This is a genomic window from Shewanella piezotolerans WP3 (genome assembly GCF_000014885.1).
GTDB lineage: Bacteria > Pseudomonadota > Gammaproteobacteria > Enterobacterales > Shewanellaceae > Shewanella > Shewanella piezotolerans.
This window is the reverse complement of record NC_011566.1, coordinates 4,805,536-4,825,457: the sequence shown is the minus strand read 5'-3', so window position 1 is coordinate 4,825,457 and position 19,922 is coordinate 4,805,536. Positions and strand designations below refer to the sequence as shown.

Below are 19,922 nucleotides of genomic sequence, written 5' to 3'. Positions count from 1 at the left end.
CATTTGAATACTGAGATTACTGATTGTGGCAATCACATTTAATCATCTTAATTTACTCACATCTGAACATAGCGATGCTATGTACTTGCTAACGGAAGTGCTGGAATTAACCGATGGTAGGCGGCCCAGATTTCCCTTCAAGGGACAATGGTTGTATCAAGGTGATCAAGCCTTAATCCATATGATTGAGTCTGACGTTCCCCAGTGCCGCATAGGTCATGTTGCATTTGATACTGATATGAGTCTAGAGGCGCTAACCCTAAAGTTGCAAAGCAGCAGTATAAAATACAATGTTCGGCAGGTACCTGACAGTAATGTAATACAAGTTTTTGTCCGTGCTGGAGAAGTGGTATTCGAATTGATCACCTTGGACACACCTAGTCAGCAACATTTCGACGTTTTTAGCCAACATCAGGAGCTATTATGAGCCTTTTCACCTCTTATCTAAAACCACAATTATCACTTACTAACCGTATGGTGATGGCGCCAATGACGCGCTCTAGAACCAGCCAGCCTGGTAATATCCCCAATGAGATGATGGCCACTTATTATGCTCAAAGAGCTTCAACGGGCTTAATTATTAGTGAGGCGACACAGATCTCCGATGATAGCCAAGGTTATTCATTTACCCCTGGCGTGTACACTCCTGAGCAGATAGCGGGTTGGCAAAAAGTAACGGCTGCAGTGCACAAAGCTGGTGGTACAATATTCAACCAGCTATGGCATGTTGGCCGAGTGTCACATCCGGTGTTTCAAGCGGGAGCCGCACCTATGGCTCCATCAGCAATTAAGCCCACAGACACTCAGGTTTGGGTCGTGGATGAAGCACATCCAGAGGGGAAAATGGTAGACTGCCCGACGCCAAGAGAGATGGATCAAGTGGATATCGATCGCGTGGTCGCTGACTTTGCACAAGCGGCCAAAAACTCAATAGATGCGGGTTTTGATGGCGTTGAGAACCACGGCGGAAATGGTTATTTGGTTGACCAGTTTTTACGTACCAACTCCAACCATAGAACTGATGCATACGGTGGTTCGCCATTTAAGCGCATTCAGTTTTTAGCTGATATTGTCACCGCAGTCAGTCGCAAAATAGGCTCAGATAAAATTGGTGTAAGGCTCGCGCCATTTGTGACCTTTAAAGATATGGGATGCCCTGAGATTGTCGACACGATTTTACTGGCGGCAGAACACCTAGAGCAACAGGGCATTGCCTATATCCATCTTTCAGAAGCTGATTGGGATGATGCACCGCAGATCCCTGAGGATTTTAGAATCAAATTAAGACAGGTATTTGGTGGCACTATTATTGTCGCTGGGCGTTATGATGTAGAGCGCGCAAGTGCTGTCATCGATAAAGGCTATGCGGATTTGGTGGCTTTTGGTCGCTCCTTTATTGCCAATCCCGACTTGCCTTATCGATTGCAGCATAACTTACCATTAGCCGATTTTGACAAAGGTCCGCTGTTTGGCGGTGGAGCCGCAGGTTATATCGATTACCCAGCAGTGGAAAGGTAAATAGTTCAGCAACGGAACATAGAAGCATCTCTTCTATGTTCTACTTGATAATTGCAGATTTAAAGCACTTTAAGTTAACTTCAGTGCTTTAAGTCTGAATATAGGTGCCATTGGCGCCTGCCCATCTCTAGTAACACTCCTGCGGCAAGGCCTGCCGCTGTATTCACAATAAGACAGATAGCTGCAGTTGATAGGATCACAAAGATACAGAAAGGCTTACCATCAATAAAACGTTTCGACCAGGCTAGTTGGGTACCTGCAATCGCGAGTAAACTGCCGAGAACGGCCAGTGGGATCAGCGATAAAATGCTAGCAATTCCTTGCCCCCAAAATGCCGCTATGAGTAAGCAGCTGGTTCCAAAGATAGTTGGCGCTAACCAAGTGCGCGCGCCAAAGTGATGCTGCACGGCAAGACCGCCAGCGCCATGACACATGGCGCTGGCGCCAAAAGGAGCGAGCAATAGATTTGCCCAGCCTGAACTGGTGGCGAAGCGCTCTGGTGCAAACTTTTCTTTCGCATCTTGCGGGAATTTATCCTTGGCCATTGCAGAGGTGGCGATCACCGCATTGGTTAACGTGAGTGCTAGCTGCGGTAGCACCAGTAGACCCGCAGCAGAGCTCCACTCATCCATACTTGGCCAGCTAAACTGCCAAGGGCTATAACTCGATAGGTTAAAACTCGGGGCTGTACCACTGTTAAGCTGCCACACTATGCCCAGGGTAATAACGAGCGGCATGGCTAAATATCGCAGCGGTACAAATTTACTGCCAAACAGTAGGCCAAAGGCGATGAGCCCAATAAGCCAAGTTTGACTCATCATTTGACCCCCCATCCATATTAATTGAATACCAATGGCAAGCTGAATACCAATGCTGATAGCGGGAGAGAGCTGTTTTGCCATCCATTTAATCGCACCGCTATAAGCGAGTACGAGTAAGATAATACCCATCATCATACCACTAGCTTGCAGCATACCTGGGGTTAGCCCCTGTGCTATGACTAGTGCGGTGATAACCTTCATTGGTTGGATAGGAATAGGGCGACGATAGAAGAATGCGGTAAACAGCGCAAACAAGCCAAACCCCATAAATATCCCTTGCGGGGAAAAATGGTTGAGGGCAATTAGCCCAAGTACTAAAGGTAGAAAGGTGCCTAAATCGGCAAAGGCGCCACTAAACTCTCCTGAATATTGGTTAACACTATCAAATCGCTTGGTCTTACATGTCATATAGCTTGCCGTGGGAAAAATACCCACTGTCTATCGCAAGTTTGATGCCAGAAATTACAGCCTAAGCTAGCCGTAAAAACCGATTGAGTAAGCTATCTTCCAAGTTAGAGTAGACAACTTGACGCATCGGGACAGGGAAGATGGTCATTAGGTCTAACATTTGAGTTTGCTAAATTAATTTTTTAATAGAATAAGTAAACTTATGCAATTAAAAAGCAGTGAAATTATCACTGCTTAGTCGGGTTAATCATGGCTGATATACAGTCAGGTTAAAGTTGATTATGCATATCGTTTAACGCTTGATGTAGTAAATCATCATCGTTGGCGTAATGTTCTGCTTGATCTATCTGTGGATCATTATCAGCTAGATGATCAGAAGGTAGATGATGCTGGTCGTCATCTAACGGGTTTTCAAATCCATCTGACTGATGAATGTCTAACATATCAGCATCACTTCCTGACTGCGATAGCGTGGCCATTTCAGTAAGTGGTTCAGGTGTTTGAGAGATCTCAGAGCTAGTTTGCGATGATGGGCTAAGGCCTAGCATATTGAAATAATGGTCGACAGGTGAATCAATGGTGTCGGTGTACACCGATGCTAAATCGATGTCGCTAATTGGTTCATTTGGTTCATCTGCGGCAACCGTCATGCTAGGGGCTGCTAGTGACGGTAACACTTCAACTCCAAGGGTTTGGCTTTGAGTCGCTTGTGAGCTGCCGTCGTGAGAAATAGCACTGACTTGAATATCAAAGTGACCAGTAAAGCTAGCTTCTGGAATCAGTTTTAAGTTGGTCAGTTCACTTTGTTGCAATGTCCATATGCCGTTATGTTCATGACCTGCTGATAAATGAGTGTCACTTGGAATACCTGTTATTTCGACCGTTAATGTTTCGCTTGCATCTGGGCTCGAAACGTTAATGTTTAGCGCCAAATCGGTATTTTGATTGCCTTGAATTAAATGACTGTCTAGCGGAGAGCTAAGGTCGCCAACATGCTTGGTAAAAATCATGGTTGGTGTATCAGCTTCAGCTGCCACGTGAACAGTCATTGCATTGTCCACAGCGACATGGCCGTCAGAGACTTGATAATTCAGTCTTAACTCACCACTAAAGTTAATGCCTGGATTGATAACCCAGTGGTCACCTTGTTGGTTGATGCTACCACCTCCAACAAGTTGCAGGTGACTAACATTTAGGGTGTCCGTGTTATCTGTATCCTGCACGTTGGCTAATAAATCAGCCTTAGTCAGGGTTAATAAGTGTTCTTCGACTGTATTACTTGCAAGTGGGTGAGCAATAACTGGAACGTCATTGGTGCCAATAATCACCAGCTTCATTGCTTGGTCAACGCTGTGTCCCTGTGTGTCTGTTGCCGTGACCATAATGGTTTCTTCAAGCCGCTCACCTTCTGCGAGTCCTTGAACCTGAGCGGTATTATTGTGTGCACGGTATTGCCAGCTACCATCAGGGCTTAACGTTAAATCGCCGTACTGTGGCTGATTCCCAGGTTTAATTTCCCAAGTTACACCACTTTCGACTTTAACATCGCCCACTAGTAGGTCTAACAGCCCATGGGACTGGGTAACTTTATCTTCGGTAACCACAGATTCTGACGCCCCGAAAATTTGTGGACCTGTTTTCCCATCGCCTATATGTACCGTCAGTGTTTCTTGGCGGCTGACTCCAGTAGAGTCAGTGATTTTTAAGGTGACTGATTCGGTATGAATATGACCGGCGGCCACCTCTTGGTTGAGCTTATCACGCTCGGGGCCACTATGGCTGAAGGTGAAGTCCCACTTCCCGTCGGGGTCAATGTTGAAGTGACCAATCCCTTTTACTTCAATTTTATTTGAAGAATGGGCATGCATATCTAATAAATGCGTAACGCCTTGGGCATCCACACACTCAACTGTCACTGTGTCATTTTTATCTAGATCTGCAATGTTGATATAGCCATAGGAGTGGGTATGGGTCATTGAACCGGTGGTGACTGAACGAGATATTTCAAACGTACCAGTAAGCACTGGAGCATCATTGGTCCCATGGATTCCTATGTTGAGTACCGCATGTTTACTATCACCATGGGGGTTGGTGTAGCTAATAAAGAAATTATCGGCATGCTGTTCAGTGGCACTCATTTGCTGAATATCTGTATGCTGATTATCGAGTGTGTATTGGTAGCTACCGTCAGCATTAATATGCAATGTACCGTAGTTGCCATGTAACACCCCTAAACTTGCCACGGTATTGCTACTACCCAATGCGAACAGGTGCCCAGTGGCCGCAGTTTTGGTATCTTCTTCAACGTGTGGTGTCTGTACTAGTGTAGATAGATCAGCTGATACCACGAGGTTACGCTGGGTTGACGCACTGTCACTGGTGGCGGTAGCGACAACTTCTGCGCGAATATGATAAGCGTTGTCAGCAATACTGGCTGTCGCACTAGCGGGAACAATTACCTGCCAATGATTATCATGAACCACGGCTTGATAATGTTGACCAGCCAAAGTGACTTGCACTGGGTCACCATCAGATACATGGGTACAAGTCCCCGAGATAGTGAGGTCTTGTTGGTGCTCATCGTGATCGACCCAATCATCCTTGGAAATCGGATTGATACTGACGGTCGGTTTGGCAGTATCAATGGTAACTCGGTGGTGAGCTTGAGCATAGCTGCCGTCGGCTTTGGCCTCAAATACGGTCATGGTATAGGTGCCATCAGCAACATCTGTCGCGCTGGCATCCAATTTCCAGTGACCATTAGCATCGACAATCGTTTTAGCGCTGCTGAGAATCCCACTGCCAATGATACTACTACCGGGCTCGCCAGTACCGTATAAGATTATGTGGCCGTCACTGGTAACAAAGTCACTATCACTGATACCAGTATCATATCCTAAACGGGTAATAGCCAGCGGTGGTGTGACATCAATTATTGCGTTGGCATCAATCGTGTTATGACCATCACTGACTTGGAAGCTAATGGCTAAGTCGTTACCTGTAAAACCGGGATTGGCTGTGAAAGTAAAACTGCCGTCAGGGTTGGTTGAGACTTTGCCATGAGGAGAGTGAAATGACCCTGCAACGATTGATAGTCCGGTGCTACTGGTATCAACATCAGTCACATTAGTGAGCAAATCGGCTGCTTGGAAGTCGTAGGTGCTGCCAGATTCAACTTTGCCTAAATCGGTGGTGACGCTCGTTGGTGCAGTGTCGCTGCCAGAAAGGCTCACACTAATTTGGTGTTCAGTGCCATCGGCAGTCTTAACTGTAACGATATCGGTGGCGCTTTGGCCCTGTGACAGCGCTTGTGCCGCTTTGTTAGGTGTATATTGCCAACTACCACTTGTATCGATGGTGAACTCACCATGGCTACTGGGCAACACTTGGGCAATGAAGTGATCTTGATTGCTATCAGGGTCTGTTACCGTAAGTTGCCCGGTGTCAGCATGGGTTTCATCGGTAGTTAGCTTGCTATCACCTGTGATGCTGGCATTACCCACTTGAACCGTAAGGTGAGCTGGTAATGTCTCTTGACCATCAGTCACATCGACTTCTATTTTCAATTCACCGCGATAGTTCAAATTTGGTGTCACGGTCCACGTGCCATCGCCATTATCGTGAATCGTGCCGTGATTGCCCGCTATGGATACGTGAGATACCGATAAGGTATCGCCATCAATATCAGTAGCTTGATTTAAAATATCATTTTGATTGATGGTGAAGCTTTGATTGACATTAACGGTCGCGTGAAATTGGTCGTGGTCTATTTGATCGTATTTATGTAGCAGATCATTCAAACTGTTTGCTGAAGCAAGTGCTTTAATTTGTGCTGGAGAAATCACCTGATCAAATACTGCAAAATTATCAAAAGCACCATGTAAATTGCCATCCTGGGCCCAATGACTTTTGCCGATATAGTTCTCGCTTCTGGCAATTGCAGGAAGCTGGGCGCCACTATCGGTCTCGCCAAGTAATTGTCCATTATTATATAGCGCCATATGACCATCATGGCTGATGGTCGCAGTCAACTTCATCCATTGGCCTGGTGTTACCCCGTGAGGAACCATTAGGTCATGCTTCTGACCTGCAGCGTCGATGAATTCGAGTTGCAGTGTATCAGTGGTGCCACTATGGGTGAGCAAAATGTTGTCTTTGGCTTGGCCATTGCCGAAATCAAATACTCTGGAATAACTATCTGCTATTGAGTCAAATCTCACCGTAGCGGATACGGTAATACCCTGACCATATTGTAAATCAGGGACTTCGATTTTAGCGCTGCTATCCCCATGAAATTGCACTGCAGAGTCGGGTGTGCCATCGGCACCAGTGGTCGCCGTGACAGCACCACTGAGCACTGCATGATTATTCCTACCGGACAGATCTGTGCCTTGACCGGCGGAAAACTCATAGGCCGCTGATATTGGCAGTGACGCAAATTGGCCACCCGCTAAGAACGTTGGTGCGTCGTTGTCAGCTGAAATGTGGATAGCACCTGTGTATTGCTTTGAATCGAGGCTGCCATCACTAACTGAATATTTAAATGCGGATTCACCATTAAAATCTTTCACAGGCGTAAAGACCAACTTAGCGATGTCATCTGTATCTATTTGCTGACCAGCGACAACAGCCTGACCGTCTAATAGTAAAGCGCCATGGGCAGGGTTAGGTAGGTGGGTAATAGTAATGTGTTGTAATGTATCGCCGCTATCTACATCAGCAAAACCGAACTCACTTTTGCTAAAGGTATGGCTGTGGTCTTCTACATCCCTAATGCTGAGGTGAACAGAGGTTGGCGCATCGTTCTTGGCTGCAATATCAATTACACCTGTCGCAACCGATGAGCTGTCATGGCCATCAGTAACCGAGTATTTAAAATTAACTTTACCGTTAATGTTAAGCTCAGGCGCAAATATCAGTGCTGATATATCAGCGGTTGAAATGACTTGATTGGCACTTACCGCGACGCCATGTAAATAGAGCATGCCAAGACTTGGATCGGGTAATTCTGTTACGGTGACCGAGGTTAAGCTTCCGCCATCGACGTCAGTGAAACCAAAATTACTCGCAGTGAACTGATAGTGCGTATCTTCATTGGCATTGATAACTTGCACTGCAATCGTTGGGGCTTCATTACTTCCTTGTACATCAAAGTGCATGGTGTGAGTTGTTTGGCCACCTTCACTATCGGTCACTATTACATTAAATGTTTCTGTAACGTGTTGCCCTTCGGTTAAGCCTTGGGTTGTTGCTAAAGCATTATCAAGTTCGTAATGCCAGCCGCCATTCGCCGCTATTGAAAAATGTCCATAGGTGCCCAACACATCGGTTTGCTCAGTAATGCTATGGGTGTCACCGGTATCAGGATCGCTGATACTTAGCATTCCCGAAGTGCGAACATGGTCATGGCCACCGTCTTCAATAACGGTTTTAGGTGCTGCGAGTTCAGTAACGATTGGGTTATCGTCACGGCCATCGATATTGATGGTGATTTGGTGTTGAGTTCCATCAATACTAGTGACGGTATAGGTTTCGTGTACCTGATCATTTTTTGTTAGCGCATTTGCGGTGGCATTTGGAGTAAAGGTCCACTGGCCAGCTGAATCAATCGATAAGTGTCCATAGGTGCCACTAACATCATTGGCAGCAAAGTGTGCTTGGCTAGCGTCAGTGTCGGTGACTGTTAGCTGGCCGCTTACTGAATGATCTTCATCGGTATTACCGGTCGAGTCACCAGTGATTGTGGCATCTGGAATGGGCTTGTTAGGATCAAGTTGTAACCCTTCATGTTCAATTGAAATTGCTTCTTTCCCATCAGGAGCTTGGGTTGTTGCAGTAAGCGCCACGTTCATGTTTGTTGCTGCATCATGGGGTAACTGCGCAGTTAAAGATGCGGTATTCCAGCCATGGATATCCACCTTATCATTGAGGCTGGCAATTGTGTGCTGATGCCCATGTCCATCCGATAAGAGTGTACCTTTGATTAGGCCACTAATTTCAAGTTTAGTGACAACATCGTCAGGGGCATTTACAGCTGCGTTAGGGTGCAGATGCAATAACGCACCTCTAGGAATAGTGCCTGCATTACTATCAACAGGCACAACTACGGTATGAGCACCAGAGCCACTCGTTACAGTATGATGGCCAGTAGTATCGATGAAGTTGCCTTTGCCATCGGCCATAATATTGGTCAGAACCCCATTAGGCTCATGGGCTATGGTACCTAAAGCAACAGATGCAGGCGTCACCGCATGGTCGACCATGGTTGCCGAAAATACTCGGCCTCCCGCTGACAAGCTAGCGGTATAATCTGTTGGATTATCAGCCCCCGCGGAATTGTCTCGTGTGCCAGCGATAAAAGTACCGCCGTTAGGGAATGTGCCACCTTGATTAACCGTTTGTTGTTTGATGATGTGGCCGTTATCAAAAACCACCAAGTGACCACTACCAGAATCCCATGTCATCGTTAAGCGATGTGTATTGCCATCAAGTAAGTTCACTCCTGTGTCTACTGTTGGCCCCATAAAGGCAAATTGGAGATTACTGGCATTCCAAAAAGTAATTGTATTTTGTTGATCATGACCACCGGGTACAGAGTAGTTTAATAGCACCGCTGCATTGCTTGGTGGATGGCCATTGTCGAGTACGAAGGTGATTTCGGCTGACATTGCATGCATGGGTCCACCGGCATCGATACCGTCTACTTTGGCATAAGCTGTTTTATCGCCGGAACCAAAGCTCATCACTTGTTGTTCTGCAGAAATATGTAGACTTACCGTAGCGGGGTCGGTCACAGAGGTAACGTCTATGCTTGCATGTGCACTGCTTTGACTGGTGCCATCGGTAACTTGGTACTGTATATCGAGATTATCACCGTGGAAATTGGTTGCTGGTGTAAAAGTAAACCCATGAGCCGCATCACTTGAGAAGCTACCATGTGGTGAAGTAGGTAAACCAATTACGCTTAAGTTTCCATCCACATCTGACAAGTGTTCAAGTAGCTGCGCCTGTGTAATATGAATCGAACGATCTTCATCCGTTGCGCCTAAATCGCGCGCACCACTGTCAGTTAATGGATCATTTACTGCAGCGACATGTATTGATGCTCTAGCAGCTGATGAATCGGCATGACCATCACTGACTGTGTAACCAAAGTGCACATCACCATTAAAGTTGAGTGCTGGCTTGAAAGTGAGGTGGCTAATATCGGCGGCACTAATTTGCTGATTAGCACTAACAGCGACTCCGTTTATGAGTAAGCTGCCCTGTGCAACATCAGGTAGTGAGGTGATGGTAATGTGGTCGAGAGAGTCATGGCTATCAACATCGGTAAAGCCAAAGTTAGCCAGAGTAAATTGATAATCTGTGTCCTCTGTTGCTGAAATTACTTGGGTTGTAATGGTCGGGCGATCGTTGCTGCCATAAATCACCGCAGTTAATTGTTGTGCGGTACCATCAGCACTATGGACAGTAATAGTGTCAGTGATTTTTTCTCCTTCACCTAAACTATTAATTTTGCTGTTATTGTTGTCTGCTCTAAATAACCACTCGCCTGATGCATGTAAAATAAACTCCCCAACATGCTGATCTCCATTGACCCAAGATCCATGACTGTGAGCATCGGTATTCCCGCTAGCACCAGTAGGAATAAAGTAATTTTCACTACTATCGGTATCGGTTACCTGCAATGTCATCCTGTCTGATGACAACATATGAGTACCTGAAAGACGAAGATCTTCAGTTATATGCGTGCGCTCGTCGGTACTGATATGCCCTGAAATCTGCGCGGCATCATCTTTCCCTGTAATGGTAATTTTCGCCGTTTGTGCTACCTGGCCACCATGGCTATCTTTGACGTTGTAACTCACCGTAATGACTTCGGTTTCACCTGCTGCTAGGTGTTGGAATTCAGCGGCATTGGCGTTAACAACTAATGTATGACCATCTTTACCTATGCTTAAAAAGTCTGGTTTGGTAGTACTTTGGCTAGTTGTGCCTACTTGATATTGAAGATCTGCAACCGACAATACTTCAGCGGTATCAGCGTCAGTTGCACCTTGGAGTAAATTGATAGCGCCCATGCCGGAATCTTCAATTTTACTGCCTGTTACCGCAGCAGATACGCTAGGTGGTTCATTGATGAACATCGTCACAGCTTGGGTTATAGACTGACTTTCACCTCCAGCAGATGCTGTGGCGGTGACGTTGAATTGTAAGTCGCCATGGAAATGGGGGGCTTTTAAATCTAAAGTTAAGCCTGTGAGATCGGCTTTGTGCAATACCCACATCTTTGCAATGTTGTCATAGGTGCCGTGATTCAAAAGTGCATGGTCAGGTAATCCACTAATTTTGATCAATAAGTTTTCAGTATCACCACCGGTATCGGTTGCTGCCACATTCAAGTTTAAGTCCATCACAGTGCCTTGTTGGGCATCTGGCGCTGAGGCGCTTAATGTGGGTTTATCGACAGAACCATGAATGGTGATGGTAATATTATTGGTTACTGTACTACCATCGGTTGAAGTGGAAGTCACAGGAATGACTTCAGTGAGTGTTTGATTTACTCCAAGTTGGTTAACCGTAGGGTTAGTATTATCGATGGTGTAATGGTATTTTCCATCTGCATCTAAACTAAAGTGACCATATTTGGTGGTGTGTTGTGCTTGAATGTTAAAGCTAGCGCTATCGCCACTGTCAATATCAGATGTACGCAACTCTCCATCAATAGTGGCTTGTGCAGCATCTTCTTTTAATTCAGCATTGAGTCCCGCAGGGGTAATGTTGCTGACAACATTGCCACTGACTTGAAAGACGGTTTCTGCAGAATGCTGGCCGGTACTATTTTCAACATGCAGAGTATGCAAACCGTCACTCAAATGATTAGCTGCAACTTGCCAATGCCCATGACTGTCAGCAACGACACTGGCTAACTTATTATTGCCATCCATGACATTGATTGTTTCGCCTGGGGCTGCTGTGCCACTGTATGCCGTGCTGCCCAATTGTAGGTTTTGATAGGCATGATAATAAAGGTAATCAACCTCTGAGCCGCCACCAGTACATACCCGATTGATAATACCAATGGTTTGATGTCCAGTCGCATCTTCAAATACCACAATACCGCCGCTCCAAACATTACCGTGGCCACTCGCACCACCAGAGCCGGTGTTCACTGTGTCTGGTATTCCATGCTGATGCCACCAGTCATGGTTATCGACTCGGCTAAATCCTCCGACGCCACTGTGGTCTGTGGTAGTAGTGGCTGGAGTAGTTATCCAGTTATGATCTGAGCCAGGTTTGTACAAACCAACGAGCTTAACGCCTGTGGCGACGCCAGTAACATCGGTGCCCCAACGCGCGGTATTTTCTGCATTGGAGGCAGCGACATCAATATTAGCGCCAGTGGGTTGGGAGATGATACTAACCTCTTGCAGTTTCAAGGTCGCAGATGTGCCAGCCGGTGCGACATGAGCTGATTCGATAATGGGCTTATCATTACTGCCACTAATAGTAATATCCACCACTTGTGTTGACCCATCACTCGCGGTAAACGTGTGGTGATCGACGACAGGCGCTTGGTCTGGATCGAGTTGTTGGACCTTGTTTTGATTTAATGTGTAAGTCCATTGGCCATTGTTCATTTCAATATGGCCATAGGTGGTCGCTGTTGAGGTTATATCAGGAAAAACCGGGTTTTGTCCTGCGTCGACATCGGTAATCGTTAATTGTCCAGTCGCAGTTGTTTGGTCACCGATATCACCTTCAGTAACATTGCCATGGGTGTCGCCATGGATTTTAGCTGCATCATCGATTGCAGAGATGTGCAAGATATTGCTAACTTTGGCAGAATCAACATGGCCGTCATTAACTGTGTAGGCGAACTGCACATCTCCGTTAAAGTCTTTGGCCGGAATAAATTGCAGCTTGCTGATATCCGCAGTCGTAATGCTCTGGCCAGCGGTAATAGTTTGTCCGTCTAAGACAAACTTACCTTGTGATGCTGGTGGTAGGTCGGTGATGGCAATAGCATGTAAGGTGTCGCCTGTATCGATATCAGTAAAGCCAAATTGACTTGCTTGCATCTGATAATGAGTATCTTCAGTGCCATTGGTTAAAGCGACAACATTGGCCACTGGGGCATCATTTGTACCTTCAACTTGGATATGAAGTTCATATGCAGTGCCATCTTGGCTATGAACTCGATACACCACTTCTTCAGTCTGTCCAGCAGCTAAATGTTGTAATTGACTATTGTCAACGCTATATCCCCAATTGCCAGCGCTATCTATACGGAGCTGACCATTGAATTGATCTTTTATGGCTGTTTCGCCGAATTGGCTATACCTAAATCTATTTTCGCCGCTATCAGGATCAATTACTTGTAAACTACCAGAGGCAAGCTCAGTGATATGTCCAAGATTCTGGCTGCTATGAGAACCATCTTCGATAACTGTGCCTGTGGTGACTTCACTAATGATCGCCGTGTCGCCAACAGCGCTTAAGGTGGTAGTGGCACCTGTATGCGTGAGACCGCCATGGTCATCTTTTACGTCATAACTGAAATGGACCTGACCGTTGTAGTCTTTTTCTGGCGTAAAGGTAAAGGTTCCATCTTGATTGTCTTTGAGTGAACCATGATTGACGCTGATATTGGCAATGGTGAGTTTGCCCGCATCATTAGTATCTACATCGGTGGTATTAGCAAGTAATTGAGCTAACGTGAACGTTTGGCTGGTATCTTCAGTGCCAGGTTGAAGAGTAACCTCTGCGGCACAATACGGCTTGTCGTTACTGCCATGAATAGTAATTTTTATATCGTGGGTGGTTCCATCAAGACTATGCACGGTAATGGTATCAGTTAAAGTTTGCCCTTCGCCTAATTGGTCAATTTGGCTACCTACCGTCGTTTTTGTACTGCCTAAGTGCCAATCATGGCTACCAGCTGCAACGGCATAATCCCAATGACCATCAGGATGTAACAATAGGTGACCATATTGACCATGGTAGGAATAGACTTTGCCATTGGGATCGAAATGCGCTTGCCCTGAATCAGGATCGATGATGGTGAGTTGCCCGCTTGTTGAAAGGCTGCTTTGCCCAAGCGTTGCCATACCCGGTTGGGCGTGATCTGGTGACATATCAACGCCTGCCGCGTTCTCAGTCACTGAGCCAGTATCAACGCCACCAATAATCGCTTTATCGTCAGTACCGTTGATGGTGACGATGATCTTCTGTTCGGTGCCATCCACCGAGTGCACCAGTAGTGTATCGGTGAGTGACTCACCCGTTTTTAGCCCTTGAATCACCGCTTGTGAATTATCAGCTGTGTAGATCCAGTGGCCTAAATTATTAATAGAAAGCGTACCGAACTGGCCTTGCAGGCTTTCTGCTGTGAACTGGGCTTGACCATTATCGGGGTCGGTGATGTTTAAATTGCCATCTGCCCGAAGTTGGCCACTATGCACGTCTTTATCTTCAGTGAGGTTTGCAGTGCTAGTACCGCCAATCACCGCCTTATCGTCAGTACCGTCAATGGTGACCGTGATTTTTTGCTCGGTGCCATCCACCGAGTGTACCACTAAGGTGTCAGTGAGTGACTCACCCGTTTTTAGCCCTTGAATCACCGCTTGTGAATTATCAGCTGTGTAGATCCAGTGGCCTAAATTATTGATAGAAAGTGTGCCGAACTGGCTTTGCAGGCTTTCAGCTGTGAACTGGGCTTGACCGTTGTCAGCATCAGTAACACTTAGCGTCCCATCGACGCGAAGTTGGCCAGCGTGTACGTCTTTATCTTCAGTGAGGCTGGCAATGCTTGTGTCCGAAATAACCGCTTTATCGTCAGTACCGTTAATGGTAACCGTGATTTTTTGCTCGGTGCCATCCAGCGAATGTACCAGCAGGGTGTCTGTGAGTGACTCACCCGTTTTTAGCCCTTGAATCACCGTTTGTGAATTATCAGCGGTGTAGATCCAGTGGCCTAAATTATTGATAGAAAGCGTGCCGAACTGGCCTTGTAAGCTCTCTGCTTGGAATTGCTGCTGACTCGCATCGGGATCGGTGATGCTTAAATTGCCGTCTGCTCGAAGCAACCCTTGATGAACATCTTTATCTTCGGTGAGGCTGGTAGTGCTAGTTCCGCCAATTACCGCCTTATCGTCAGTACCGTTAATGGTGACGGTGATTTTTTGCTCAGTGCCATCCACCGAGTGCACCAGTAGGGTGTCGGTGAGTGACTCACCCGTTTTTAGCCCTTGAATCACCGCTTGTGAATTATCAGCGGTGTAGATCCAGTGGCCTAAATTATTGATAGAAAGGGTGCCGAACTGGCCTTGCAGGCTTTCGGCTGTGAACTGGGCTTGGCCGTTATCGGGGTCTGTGATGCTTAAATTACCGTCTGCTCGAAGCAACCCTTGATGAACATCTTTATCTTCGGTGAGGCTGGCAGTGCTAGTTCCGCCAATCACCGCCTTATCATCAGTACCGTTAATGGTGACCGAGACTTTTTGCTCAGTACCATCTACCGAGTGCACTAGCAGGGTGTCGGTGAGTGACTCGCCCGTTTTCAGGCCTTGAATCACCGCTTGTGAATTATCAGCGGTGTAGATCCAGTGGCCTAAATTATTGATAGAAAGGGTGCCGAACTGGCCTTGCAGGCTTTCGGCTGTGAACTGGGCTTGGCCGTTATCGGGATCGGTGATGCTTAAATTGCCGTCTGCTCGAAGCAACCCTTGATGCACGTCTTTATCTTCGGTGAGGTTTGCAGTGCTAGTACCGCCAATCACCGCTTTATCGTCTGTGCCGTTGATGGTGACGGTGATTTTTTGCTCGGTGCCATCCACCGAATGTACCACTAAGGTGTCGGTGAGTGACTCACTGGTTTTTAGCCCTTGAATAGCTGTTTGCGAGTTATCTGCTGTGTAAATCCAATGGCCCAGGTTATTGATTGATAATGTGCCGAATTGGCCTTGTAGGCTTTCAGCTTGGAATTGGTTCTGGCCGTTATCGGGGTCAGTGACGCTAAGCGCACCATCCACGCGAAGTTGGCCGCTATGCACATCTTTATCTTCGGTGAGACTTGCGGTACTGCTGCCAGCAATCACCGCTTTATCGTCTGTGCCGTTGATGGTGACGGTGATTTTTTGCTCGGTGCCATCAATCGAGTGAACCAATAGGGTATCGGTGAGTGATTCACTGGTTTTTAGCCCTTGAATAGCTGTTTGCGAGTTATCTGCTGTGTAAATCCAATGGCCCAGGTTATTGATTGATAATGTGCCGAATTGGCCTTGTAAGCTTTCAGCTTGGAATTGGTTCTGGCCGTTATCCACATCGGTGATAGTGAGGGCGCCATCAACTCGCAATAGCCCTGAATGAACCTCTTTATCTTCGGTGAGACTTGCGGAACTGCTGCCCGCAATAACGGCTTTATCGTCAGTACCGTTGATGGTGACCGTGATTTTTTGCTCAGTACCATCCACCGAGTGCACCAGCAGGGTGTCGGTGAGTGATTCACTGGTTTTTAGCCCTTGAATTACCGCTTGTGAATTATCTGCAGTGTAGGTCCAATGGCCAAGGTTATTGATTGATAATGTGCCGAATTGACCTTGTAAGCTTTCAGCTTGGAATTGGTTCTGGCCGTTGTCAGCATCAATAACACTTAGGGCTCCATCGACGCGCAGTTGGCCGCCATGCACGTCTTTGTCTTCAGTAAGTGTGGCTGTTGAAGTACCCGAAACCACCGCCTTATCGTCAGTACCGTTAATCGTGATCGTGATTTTTTGCTCAGTACCATCCACCGAGTGCACTAGCAAGGTGTCGGTGAGTGACTCGCCTGTTTTCAGTCCTTGAATCACCGCTTGTGAATTATCCGCTGTGTAGATCCAGTGGCCCAAATTGTTGATCGAAAGCGTGCCGAATTGGCCTTGTAAGCTTTCAGTTTGGAATTGGTTCTGGCCGTTATCCACATCGGTGATAGTGAGGGCGCCATCAACTCGCAATAGCCCTGAATGAACCTCTTTATCTTCGGTGAGACTTGCGGAACTGCTGCCCGCAATAACGGCTTTATCGTCAGTACCGTTGATAGTGACCGTGATTTTTTGCTCAGTACCATCCACCGAGTGCACCAGCAGGGTGTCGGTGAGTGATTCACTGGTTTTTAGCCCTTGAATTACCGCTTGTGAATTATCAGCGGTGTAGATCCAGTGGCCTAAATTATTGATAGAAAGGGTGCCGAACTGGCCTTGCAGGCTTTCGGCTGTGAACTGGGCTTGGCCGTTATCGGGATCGGTGATGCTTAAATTGCCGTCTGCTCGAAGCAACCCTTGATGCACATCTTTATCTTCGGTGAGACTTGCGGTACTGCTGCCAGCTATCACAGCTTTATCGTCAGTGCCGTTGATGGTGACGGTGATCTTCTGCTCGCTGCCATCAATCGAGTGAACCAATAGGGTATCGGTGAGTGATTCACTGGTTTTTAGCCCTTGAATTACCGCTTGTGAATTATCTGCAGTGTAGGTCCAATGGCCAAGGTTATTGATTGATAATGTGCCGAATTGGCCTTGTAAGCTTTCAGCTTGGAATTGGTTCTGGCCGTTATCCACATCGGTGATAGTGAGGACGCCATCAACTCGCAATATCCCTGAATGAACCTTTTTATCTTCGGTTAGCGATGCGGTCGAGGTACCAGCTATCACCGCTTTATCGTCAGTGCCGTTGATGGTCACTGTGACTTTTTGCTCGCTGCCATCCACCGAATGTACAACTAAGGTATCGGTGAGTGACTCGCCAGTTTTGAGGCCTTGAATTACCCCTTGTGCGTTATCAGCTGTGTAGGTCCAATGGCCCAGGTTATTGATTGTTAATGTGCCAAATTGGCCTTGTAAGCTTTCAGCTTGGAATTGGTTCTGGCCGTTATCCACATCGGTGATAGTGAGGGCGCCATCAACTCGCAATATCCCCTGAATGAACCTCTTTATCTTCGGTGAGACTTGCGGTACTGCTGCCCGCAATAACGGCCTTATCGTCAGTGCCGTTAATGGTCACAGTGACTTTTTGCTCGCAGCCATCAATCGAGTGAACCATTACAGTATCAGTAACCGAGTCACCCGTTTTTAGCCCTTGAATAGCAATTTGTGCGTTATCTGCAGTGTAGGTCCAGTGGCCAAGGTTATTGATTGATAATGTGCCGAATTGGCCTTGTAAGCTTTCTGCTTGGAATTGCTGCTGACCCGCATCGAGATCGGTGACGCTAAGCGCACCATCCACGCGAAGTTGGCCGCTATGCACATCTTTATCTTCAGTCAGACTTGCAGTACTGCTGCCTGCAATCACCGCTTTATCGTCAGTGCCGTTAATGGTCACTGTGACTTTCTGCTCGCTGCCATCAACGCTATGAACCAAAAAAGTATCGGTAACGGTTTCACCGGTTTTTAAGCCCTGGATCTGAGGACTCGCGTTGTTAGTTATATAGGTCCAATGACCGTTCTCATCAATACCGAATTGACCGTATTGGCCAGAGTAGTTATCTGCTGTGAACTGACTTTGGCCTGAATCTGGATCAGTAATAGTTAGCAGACCTTCTGTTCTCAATTGTTCGCCACTCGGGGTTAGATATACATTGAGATCTTCAGTAATTGCTCCCGTAGATGTACCGCTAATTTGCGCTAACTCATTACTGCCAGTAACTTGAATTGTTATCTGCTGAGCCACTGGCTGACCTGAGCTGTCTGTGGCTATTACCGTAAAGGTTTCAGTTGCTACCTGACCTTGGTTCAGTGCTTGTGTTGCTGGGTTTTTATTGTGGAGCTGATAATGCCAAGTGCCAGTATCAGGATCTATGCTTAGCTCGCCAAGTTGACCCAGACCATTGGCGATTGACCAGCTGGTATTGTCACCGGTATCAGGATCGGTTGCGATCAAACTGCCTGATGCGCTGTCTATGGCACCGTTTTCATTCAGTGCTGCGTGATGTACGCCGGAAATAGTAGGTAGGTCATTGCTACCTTCAACTTCAACTGCAAGCGCAGTTTGAACGTGGTTGCCATCGCTATCAGTTGCCGTGACAATAAACTGTTCGGTGTGGTGTTCATTTTCTGCTAATGCATCTGTTGCCTGTGCGGCGTTATTGAGTTGGTAATGCCACTGTCCAGTCACTGGATCGATATTAAGTGAGCCAAACTGCCCTTGTGATTGGTTAATGCTCCAGTTTATTTGCGCAGAATGATAGCCTTGAGCATGCAAAGTACCTGTAACTGTGTCAGTACTAGAATCTTCTTTAACCTGTTGAATTTGTTGTTGACTATCAATTGATAGTGGTTTCTCATTCGTGCCAGTGCCAGTGCCAGTGCCAGTGCCAGTGCCAGTGCCAGTGCCAGTGCCAGTGCCAGTGCCAGTGCCAGTGCCAGTGCCAGTGCCAGTGCCAGTGCCAGTGCCAGTGCCAGTGCCAGTGCCAGTGCCAGTGCCAGTGCCAGTGCCAGTGCCAGTGCCAGTGCCAGTGCCAGTGCCAGTGCCAGTGCCAGTGCCAGTGCCAGTGCCAGTGCCAGTGCCAGTGCCAGTGCTAGTGCCAGTGCCAGTAGAGTGAACAGGGTGTTGTGGATTTGGGATATATTGTGAGGCTTTATCAGGGCTTATAGTGGTTAAAGCTACGGTAAAGTGAGGCTGATTGTGTTCATTTTGGGTGAAGGTTAGCGGTTTAGCTAGGTTACTTAGGGGGGTAGTGCCTGCAGCGTTCGCGTGAAAATGGGCTCCTGAATGTAAGCCTGTTGTTTCGCTGGAACCATGCTGAGGGGTGAGGGGCTGTTGCTCTATTTGAACTTTTTCTGGTGTATCTGTTGTTGTCTGCTCTGTTGATACTGTTTGCCCGAGTGTCATTTTAGACTCTGTATCGGGCTGTTTGGCTTGTTGCTCTAGTTGGGCTGTGCCATTTTGGGACTCGCCTGTGTCGTCAGTAGATAATGGTGGCGTCGTGCTCCAAGATTTATCCGCGACCAAGTCCTTATTGCCAATGAGATTGGCTTTGCCGTTACTGTCACGTAGCTCTTTGGCTTTGAGGCGAGCAACATCTTTATCCAGTTGTTTGGCTTTTAGTTTGGCCTCCAACTCCCTTTGCTTTTTTTCAGCTTCAATCGCTTCTGGTGTCTTAGCACTTGATGTGGATTTTTTATCGTCCTGACTCATTAT

The 19,922-nt window shown here is 46.9% G+C and carries 5 protein-coding genes; 2 read left to right on the top strand and 3 right to left on the bottom strand.

The window, feature by feature from the left end; translation table 11 throughout:
• The first annotated feature begins 25 nt into the window (after positions 1–25).
• Positions 26–427 (top strand): VOC family protein, encoded by a 402-nt coding sequence (locus SWP_RS20425; protein ID WP_020914557.1) that lies wholly within the window; start codon positions 26–28, stop codon positions 425–427.
• Positions 424–1,518 (top strand): alkene reductase, encoded by a 1,095-nt coding sequence (locus tag SWP_RS20420; RefSeq protein WP_020914556.1) that lies wholly within the window; start codon positions 424–426, stop codon positions 1,516–1,518. Before SWP_RS20425 ends, SWP_RS20420 begins: the two co-directional genes overlap by 4 nt.
• 80 nt (positions 1,519–1,598) lie before the next feature.
• Here SWP_RS20420 and SWP_RS20415 read toward each other — a convergent pair whose 3' ends face one another.
• From SWP_RS20415 to SWP_RS20405, 3 genes are all read right to left on the bottom strand, one after another.
• Complete coding sequence (locus SWP_RS20415) at positions 1,599–2,747, bottom strand: putative sulfate/molybdate transporter (RefSeq protein WP_044556139.1); 1,149 nt, start codon at positions 2,745–2,747, stop codon at positions 1,599–1,601.
• Between the two features lie 269 nt (positions 2,748–3,016).
• Positions 3,017–17,752: a VCBS domain-containing protein gene (locus tag SWP_RS24005; protein WP_143711217.1), complete on the bottom strand. Its 14,736-nt coding sequence runs from the start codon at positions 17,750–17,752 to the stop codon at positions 3,017–3,019.
• Positions 17,685–19,919, bottom strand: a complete 2,235-nt coding sequence (locus SWP_RS20405; protein ID WP_020914553.1) for a VCBS domain-containing protein — start codon at positions 19,917–19,919, stop codon at positions 17,685–17,687. Before SWP_RS20405 ends, SWP_RS24005 begins: the two co-directional genes overlap by 68 nt.
• Between the last annotated feature and the right edge of the window lie 3 nt (positions 19,920–19,922).

Bases quoted from the DNA above. Each gene is read 5' to 3' on its own strand.
- SWP_RS20420 (WP_020914556.1), top strand. From the start codon at position 424: ATGAGCCTTTTCACCTCTTATCTAAAACCACAATTATCACTTACTAAC.
- SWP_RS20415 (WP_044556139.1), bottom strand. From the start codon at position 2,747: ATGACATGTAAGACCAAGCGATTTGATAGTGTTAACCAATATTCAGGA.
- SWP_RS20405 (WP_020914553.1), bottom strand. From the start codon at position 19,919: ATGAGTCAGGACGATAAAAAATCCACATCAAGTGCTAAGACACCAGAA.